This is a genomic window from Jatrophihabitans sp. (assembly GCF_051960575.1).
Taxonomy (GTDB): Bacteria; Actinomycetota; Actinomycetes; order Mycobacteriales; family Jatrophihabitantaceae; genus JBQCEE01.
In genome coordinates this window covers 1-7694 of sequence record NZ_JBQCEE010000107.1, presented here as the reverse complement: position 1 = coordinate 7694, position 7694 = coordinate 1, and the positions used below count along the sequence as shown (strand labels likewise).

Here is a 7694-nt window from a genome sequence, read left to right as displayed (position 1 = left end):
GCCCGACGACCAGATCCACGCCCCGAACGAGAAGGTGAACCTGTCGATGCTGTACCGCGGCGCCGAGGCGGCCGCGCTGCTGTGGTCGCGGTTCGCCGAGGCCGGCGCCGCCGCACTTCGCGACTGACCCGGGCGGACGGCTAGGGTGGCGAAGTGTCGCCTTCCCGTGCTGCAACACCCGTAGAGCGCGCGCCGCGCGGCCGCGCCGCCCGTCCCGTCGCCCTGCCTTCGCCGTCGTTCGAGCTGCACGAGACCACGCTCGGCAACGGCCTGCGGGTCGTGCTCGCCCCCGACCGGTCGGCGCCCGTCGTCGGTGTCGCCGTGCTCTACGACGTCGGCATCCGGTCGGAGCCCGAGGGTCGCACCGGGTTCGCGCACCTCTTCGAACACCTGATGTTCCAGGGCAGTGCGACGCTCGAGAAGCTCGAACACTTCCGCTACGTGCAGTCGAGCGGCGGCACGTTCAACGGCAGCACGCACTTCGACTACACGAACTACTTCGAGGCGCTGCCCAGCAACGCCCTCGAGCGCGGGCTGTTCCTCGAGGCCGACCGCATGCGCAGCCCGCGCATCACCGAGGAGAACCTCGCCAACCAGCTCGACGTGGTGAAGAACGAGATCCGCGTCAACGTGCTGAACCGGCCCTACGGCGGCTTCCCGTGGATCCACCTCCCGGCCGTCCTGTTCGACACCTTCGCCAACAGCCACAACGGGTACGGCGGCTTCGAGGACCTCGAGAGCGCGACGGTCGCCGACGCCAAGGACTTCTTCGCGAAGTACTACGCGCCCGCGAACGCGGTGCTCGCCGTCGGCGGCGACCTGGACGTCGACGAGACCCTCGGCCTGATCGACAAGCACTTCGCCGGCATCACCAAGCGGCGCGCGCCGAAGCGGCCGAGCTTTGCCGAGCCGCCGCTGGCCGGCGAGCGGCGGGCCACCCACGACGACCCGCACGCCCCGATCCCCGCGGTCGCGATCGGCTACCGCGTCGCCGACCCGGTCGGCTCGCTCGACCAGCTGCTCGCGCGGGTGCTGCTCGCCGAGATCCTCACCGACGGCGACTCGTCGCGGCTGCAGCAGCGGCTCGTGCACCGCGACCACCTGGTCACCGACATCGGCGCCTACCTCGGCGAGTTCGGCGATCCGTTCGACGAGCGCGACCCCACGACCTTCACGGTCACCGCGCACTACCCGGACGCCGGGTCGCTCGACCGCATCCTCGGCGGCATCGACACCGAGCTCGCGCGCATCGCCGAGCAGGGCCTCGACGCCGGCGAGCTCGACCGCGTGCGCACCCGCCTGGTGAGCGTGCTGCTGCGCGAGCTGGACGCGGTCATGTCCCGCACGCTGGCGATCGCGAAGTTCGCGCTGGTGCACGGCGACGCCGGGCTGGTCAACGAGATCACCGCCCGCCTCGCCGCGATCACCGAGCAGCAGGTGCGCGACGCCGCCGCCGAACTCACCCCTGACCGTCGGGCCGTGCTCGAGGTCATCGCCGGAGGTTCCCGATGACCGTCCCCGCCCTCACCGCCCCGCGCCGCGGTCGCAAGCTCAGCTCGCAGACCGTCGCCGCCGACAACGGTCTGCGCATCGTCGCGGTGCGCAAGCCGGGTGTGCCCCTGGTCGAGGTGCGGCTGCGCATCCCGTTCCTGTCGAACAAGCCCGAGCACCCGGCCCGCGCGTCGGTGCTGTCGGACACGATGGCCACCGGCGCCGGCGACCTCGACCGCGCCGCGCTCGCCTCGCGGCTGCAGGGCCTCGGCGGCGACCTCAACGTCAGTGTGGACGCCGACCGCCTGGTGATCGGCGGCAACGCGCTCGCGACCAGCCTGCGCGGGCTGCTCGACGTGCTCGCGCTGCTCGTCACCGACCCCACCTACGCGAAGTCCGAGGTCGCGACCGAACGCGACCGGCTCATCGAACGGCTCACCATGGCGCGTGCGCGTCCGGGCGTCGTGGCGAACGAGGCGCTCGGCAAGCGGCTCTGGGGCGAGCACCCCTACTCGCTCGACCTGCCGCTGCCCGAGGACGTCGCCGAGGTGAAGCCCGGCCAGCTGCGGCGCCTGCACGAGCAGCGGGTGCGGCCGTCCGGGGCAACCCTCGTCGTCGTCGGCGACATCGCGCCCGGCCGCATCGTGCAGCTCGCGAGCGACGCGCTCGCCGGCTGGACCGGTGAGCCGGCGAAGGACAAGGTCCCGGCGCTGCCCACGCCGCCGGACACCGCGCCGCTGCTGGTGATCGACCGGCCCGGCTCGGTGCAGAGCTCGATCCGGTTGGCCCGCCCGGCACTGTCGCGCACCGACGAGGCCTGGCCCGCGCTGCAGCTGGCCAACCTGATCTTCGGCGGCTACTTCAGCTCGCGCTGGACGGAGAACATCCGCGAGGACAAGGGCTACACCTACGGCCCGCACAGCCGCGTCGACCACCACGTGCTCGGGTCGCTGCTGACCCTCGACACCGAGGTGGCGACCGAGGTGACGGCGCCGGCCATGGTCGAGACCCTCTACGAGCTCGGCCGCATCGCGTCGCTGCCGGTGACCGAGGCCGAGGTGACGGCCGTGCGCCAGTACGCCATCGGGACGCTCGCGCTCTCGCTCGACACCCAGGCCGGGCTCGCCTCGACGCTCTCGGCGCTGTCGGCGTTCGATCTCGGGCTCGACTACCTCGCCGAGCACCCGGCCCGGCTGGCGGCGACGACCGTCGACGACGTGAGTGCGGCGGCGGCGCGGTTCTTCCGCCCGGCCGGCCTCACCGGTGTCGTCGTCGGCGACGCGGCGACCATCGCCGAGCCGCTCGGCGCGTTGTTCGCCGTCGAGCAGCAGTAGTGGCCGACCTGCCGCTGTCCGTCGCCGCCTACGACCGGGTCGCCGACCGCCGGACCGACGAGGCGTGGCTGGCCGACGCGTGGTCGCGCGCCCGCATCGTCGCGATCAGCCGCAGGTCGTCGGCGCCGACCGCGCGCGGCGGCGACGGGGCGCCCCATCTCGTCTACCGCGAGCCGGACGATGCGGGCGACGGCCCGCGCCGATTCCTCGGCGTCGTCGGTGACCAGCCGTACTTCGCCGTCACGACCGAGCCCGACGACCGCGACGACTGGCTGACGCTGCGCGAGATCGGCGGGCGCGCCGACGACCTCGAGGCGGGACTGCTCACCGCGGCGATCGCGCTCGAGCAGTGGCACCTGCGGCACCCCCGCTGTCCCCAGTGCGGCGAGCCGACGACCGAGCACAAGGCCGGCTGGACGCGGGTCTGCAGCAATGACGGCAGCGAGCACTTCCCGCGCATGGACCCCGCCGTGATCATGCTGATCCACGACGGCGCCGACCACGCGCTGCTCGGCCGCGGACACCAGTGGAACGAGGGCCGCTTCTCGACCCTCGCCGGCTTCGTCGAGCCGGGCGAGTCGCTCGAGGCGGCCGTCGCCCGTGAGGTGCTCGAGGAGACCAACGTCGGCGTCCGCGACATCCGCTACGTGGCGAGCCAGCCCTGGCCGTTCCCGGCGTCGCTCATGCTCGGGTTCACCGCCGTGCTCGACGGCGACCCGTCCGTGCAGATCGACCCGGTCGAGATGGCCGAGGCCGCCTGGTTCAGCCGCGACGAGATCGCCGCGGCGCGGGACTGGACCGACGAGCACGAGCCCGCGACGTCCGGCAGCCGGTTGCAGGCGATCCCGCCGCGCTTCTCGATCTCGCGCTACCTCATCGACCGCTGGCTGCAGGGCGACGCCTGACCCGGCGATGATCTCGGGAAACCCCGGCGCAGGCCAGCATTTCCCCGAGATCATCGGCATCGGACGGCGGGGTGGCGCGGGTCGTCGTAGCGCACGACGACGTCGGCGATCTCGGCCGGACGCGTGTCCCGCGCGTCCTCGGCGAAGGCGGCCAGCGTCCACTGCTCGCCCTCCGGCGTCCGCCGTGCGAGCGCCGCCGGCGTCAGCAGGAGGTGCACGGTGCGGTCGAAGGGCAGCCCGTGCCGCAGCAGGAACGCGCCGCTGACCACCAGCAGGGTGCCTGGCGCCGCGTCGACCGGTGTGGCCCGCGTCGACCGGTTCGTGCGCGGGTCGCGCAGCGAGGGCAGGTAGTGACCGGCCGCGATCACCGGATCGAGCACCTCGCGCTGCAGCGCGCCGGTGTCGAGCCACGACAGGTACGACTCGACGTCCTCGCGGCCGTACTCGAGCCGCAGCGACGCGTCGCGCCAGAACAGGTGAGCCGCGACGTGCACCGCCGGACGCACGCCGCGGAGCCGCTCGACCCAGCGCTCGGCCAGCTCGTCCGGACGCGCGGCCGGCGGCCCGTCGATGGCGACGCGGCACGTGCCGGACGGCAGCGACGCGGTCAGTTCGTCGAGCAACGCATCCGGCGCGATCGGCCGGAAGCGTGTCGAGGTCACGCAGCCAGCTTGGCCTTGACCTCGGCCACCGAGGGGTTGGTGAGCGCCGAACCGTCGGGGAACAGCAGGGTCGGCACGGTCTGGTTCCCGCCGTTGACCTTCATGACCAGCTCGGCCGCCGACTCGTCCTGCTCGATGTTGACCTCCTGGAACTCGATGCCCTCGCGCTGCAGCCCGGCCTTGAGCCGCACGCAGTAGCCGCACCAGGTGGTGGTGAACATCGTCAACATCGAAGGACCTCTCACGAGACGCCGTGGACGATTGTGGTCAACCGGTCTGTGGCGGGCTCCATTCCCGAAGTTGTCAGAGGCCGCTGGCAGACTCGTCGGCGTGAGTGCGGAAGCGGTGCTGGCCGGTCTCGACCCGGAGCAGCGGGCCGCCGCCCAGGCCGTCCGCGGGCCGGTGTGCATCCTCGCCGGCGCCGGCACGGGCAAGACCCGGGCGATCACCCACCGCATCGCCTACGGGGTGCGCAGCGGCGCGCTGCCCCCGGGCCAGGTGCTCGCGGTGACCTTCACGGCCCGCGCGGCGGGGGAGCTGCGGTCGCGGCTGCGGGCCCTCGGCGCGGGCGGCGTGCAGGCGCGCACCTTCCACGCCGCAGCCCTGCGCCAGCTGCAGTACTTCGCCCCGCGGGTGCTCGGCGGCGGCCTGCCCGAGGTCGTCGACAACCCGTTCCGGCTGGTCGCGAACGCCGCCGCCCGGCTGCGGTTGCGCACCGACCGCAGCGAACTGCGCGACCTCGCGGCCGAGATCGACTGGGCCAAGGCGGTGCTCGCGCGGCCCGAGACCTACGTCGTCGCCGCGCAGCGGGCCGGCCGGGCGATCAGCACGCCGGCCGAGTCGGTGGCGCAGCTGTTCGACGAGTACGAGAAGGCCAAGCGGCGCGCCGGTGTCGTCGACTTCGCCGACCTGCTGCTCATCATGGCCGGCGCCATGGAGCAGTACGCGGACGTCGCCGAGGAGGTGCGCAGCCGCTACCGGCACTTCGTCGTCGACGAGTACCAGGACGTGTCGCCGCTGCAGCAGCGGCTGCTCGACGCGTGGCTCGGCGACCGCAACGACCTGTGCGTGGTCGGCGACGCGAACCAGACGATCTACTCCTTCGCCGGGGCCACCCCCGAGCATCTGCTCGGCTTCAGCCGCCGCTTCCCCGACGCGGTGGTCGTTCGGCTGCACCGCGACTACCGCTCGACGCCGCAGGTGGTGGCGCTCGCGAACGAGCTCGTGCGGCCGACCGTGGTCGCCGGGCAGGCGGGGCTCCAGCTCGAGGGCCAGCGCCCGCCGGGCCCGGCGCCGTCGTTCGCCGAGTTCGACGACGAGCCGGCCGAGGCCGCGCACGTCGCCTCCCGCTGCCGTGCGCTGATCGACGCCGGTGTGCCGGCCGCCGAGATCGCCGTGCTGTTCCGGGTGAACGCCCAGTCGGAGGTCTACGAGCAGGCGTTGTCGCAGGTGGGCGTGCCCTACGTCGTGCGCGGCGGCGAGCGGTTCTTCGACCGGCCCGAGATCCGTGAGGCCCGACTGCTGCTGCGCGGCGCGGCCCGGTCGGACGAAGCCGACGTCGCGCTGCCCGACGCGGTGCGCGGGGTGCTGGGCGACCTCGGCTGGTACCCGGACAACGCCCCGAAGGGCGGTCAGGCCCGCGAGCGGTGGGAGTCGCTGGCCGCGCTCGTCGCGCTCGCCGACGACATCGTCGCCGCCCGCCCCGAGGCACGCCTGCCCGACTTCGTCGCCGAGCTGGACGAGCGGGCCGGCGCCCAGCACGCCCCGACGGTGCAGGGCGTGACGCTCGCGTCCCTGCACGCAGCCAAGGGGCTCGAGTGGGACGCCGTGTTCCTGGTCGGGCTCACCGACACGACACTGCCGATCCAGCACGCGTCCACGCCCGACCAGATTGCCGAGGAGCGGCGGCTGCTCTACGTCGGCATCACCCGGGCGCGCGAGCACCTGGCGCTGTCGTGGGCGCTCGCGCGCAGCCCGGGGCAGCGGCGTGGGCGACGGCCGAGCCGGTTCCTCGACGGGCTTCGTCCGGCCTCGTCGCCGGCGCCGATCACCAAGAAGGCCAAGAGTCCGAAGCCCGAGGCCGAGGACGCCGAGCTGTTCGGGCGGCTGCGGGCCTGGCGCAAGGCCCAGGCCGAGGCGCAGAGCGTGCCGCCGTACGTGATCTTCAGTGATGCCACGCTCGTGGCCATCGCGGACGCGCGGCCCGGCGACCGGCAGGGACTGAGCCGGATCAGCGGGGTCGGCGCGGTCAAGCTCGACCGCTACGCCGAGCCGGTGCTCCGCGTGCTCGCCGGTGCCGACCCGACCGAGGTCGAACCGGTCACGGTGTCGTAAGGGGCACGGTGTCGTGAGGGGGCACGGTGTCGTGAGGACGCACAGGTTCTCGACCCCGAGTGTCGGATCTCGACCGGAGATGGGCACGCTTGGTGTCGGCCGTCCGTGTCCGGACGGCCGGCCCGGCCGACCACGCCCGGGCCAACACCACGTCAAGGAGTCACGGTGGCTGAACAGCCCTTCCAGAACGTCACCTTCCCGAGCAACGGGAGCACCGCCCACGGCTACCTCGCCGTGCCCGAGAGCGGGTCGGGGCCCGGGCTCATCGTGATCCAGGAGTGGTGGGGGCTCGACGACAGTCTCAAGAAGGTCGTCGACCGCTTCGCCGCCGAGGGCTTCGTCGCGCTCGCCCCCGACCTGTACGGCGGCCGCGTCGCCCACGACTCGGACGAGGCCGGCCAGATGCTCATGTCACTGCCCGTCGAGCAGGCGACCAAGGACCTCGCCGGCGGCGTCGACTTCCTGCTCGGCCACGAGGCCGTGACGTCGTCGACGGTGGGCGTGGTCGGCTACTGCATGGGCGGCGCCTTCGCGCTGCTGCTCGCGGCCCAGGAGGGCGACCGCGTCTCGGCCGCCGTCCCCTACTACGGCGTCGGCCCGGGCACCCCGTCGAGCTACGCCGGGATCACCGCCGCGGTGCAGGGTCACTACGGCACCCAGGACCAGATGATGTCCGCCGACGACGCCCGGAGGACGGAGGAGCAGATCCGCTCCGAGTCCGGCGCCGAGGTCGAGTTCTTCTACTACGACGCGGGCCACGCGTTCATGAACCCGGACGACAAGATGGGCACCCACAAGCCCGAGCTCGCCGAGCAGGCCTGGTCGCGCACGCTGGAGTTCCTGCGCTCGAAGGTGCAGTGACGGCCGCTGGGGGGGGGCGGGGCGGACGCCCCCCCCCCCCCCGGGGCGCCAGGGGGCCCCCGGGCCCGGGGGGGGGGCCCGCCCGGGGGGCCGCCGCCCAGGCCCCG

Annotated in this window: 7 protein-coding genes; 5 read left to right on the top strand and 2 right to left on the bottom strand. The window is 73.5% G+C overall.

What is annotated here, in order from left to right:
• Positions 1–222: 222 nt before the first annotated feature.
• From ACTHMS_RS05550 to nudC, 3 genes are read left to right on the top strand one after another with little or no spacing between them, the layout of a single operon-like run.
• Positions 223–1512 (top strand): M16 family metallopeptidase, encoded by a 1290-nt coding sequence (locus ACTHMS_RS05550; RefSeq protein ID WP_440305679.1) that lies wholly within the window; start codon positions 223–225, stop codon positions 1510–1512.
• A complete protein-coding gene (locus tag ACTHMS_RS05545) occupies positions 1509–2825 on the top strand; it encodes a M16 family metallopeptidase (RefSeq protein WP_440305678.1) in 1317 nt (438 codons plus the stop codon). Before ACTHMS_RS05550 ends, ACTHMS_RS05545 begins: the two co-directional genes overlap by 4 nt.
• Complete coding sequence (gene nudC, locus ACTHMS_RS05540; protein ID WP_440305677.1) at positions 2825–3730, top strand: NAD(+) diphosphatase; 906 nt, start codon at positions 2825–2827, stop codon at positions 3728–3730. The genes ACTHMS_RS05545 and nudC overlap by 1 nt, the downstream gene beginning before the upstream one ends.
• 50 nt (positions 3731–3780) lie before the next feature.
• Here nudC and ACTHMS_RS05535 read toward each other — a convergent pair whose 3' ends face one another.
• Complete coding sequence (locus tag ACTHMS_RS05535) at positions 3781–4392, bottom strand: uridine kinase (RefSeq protein WP_440305676.1); 612 nt, start codon at positions 4390–4392, stop codon at positions 3781–3783.
• Positions 4389–4622 carry a mycoredoxin gene (locus ACTHMS_RS05530; protein WP_440305675.1) on the bottom strand — a complete coding sequence of 78 codons (234 nt, stop codon included), beginning with the start codon at positions 4620–4622 and terminating at the stop codon, positions 4389–4391. The genes ACTHMS_RS05535 and ACTHMS_RS05530 overlap by 4 nt, the downstream gene beginning before the upstream one ends.
• A gap of 100 nt (positions 4623–4722) precedes the next feature.
• On the opposite strand from ACTHMS_RS05530, the gene ACTHMS_RS05525 reads away from it, so the two are divergent.
• A complete protein-coding gene (locus ACTHMS_RS05525; protein ID WP_440305674.1) occupies positions 4723–6726 on the top strand; it encodes an ATP-dependent helicase in 2004 nt (667 codons plus the stop codon).
• A gap of 165 nt (positions 6727–6891) precedes the next feature.
• Positions 6892–7587, top strand: coding sequence for a dienelactone hydrolase family protein (locus ACTHMS_RS05520; protein ID WP_440305673.1), 696 nt, complete (start codon positions 6892–6894; stop codon positions 7585–7587).
• Positions 7588–7694: the final 107 nt, after the last annotated feature.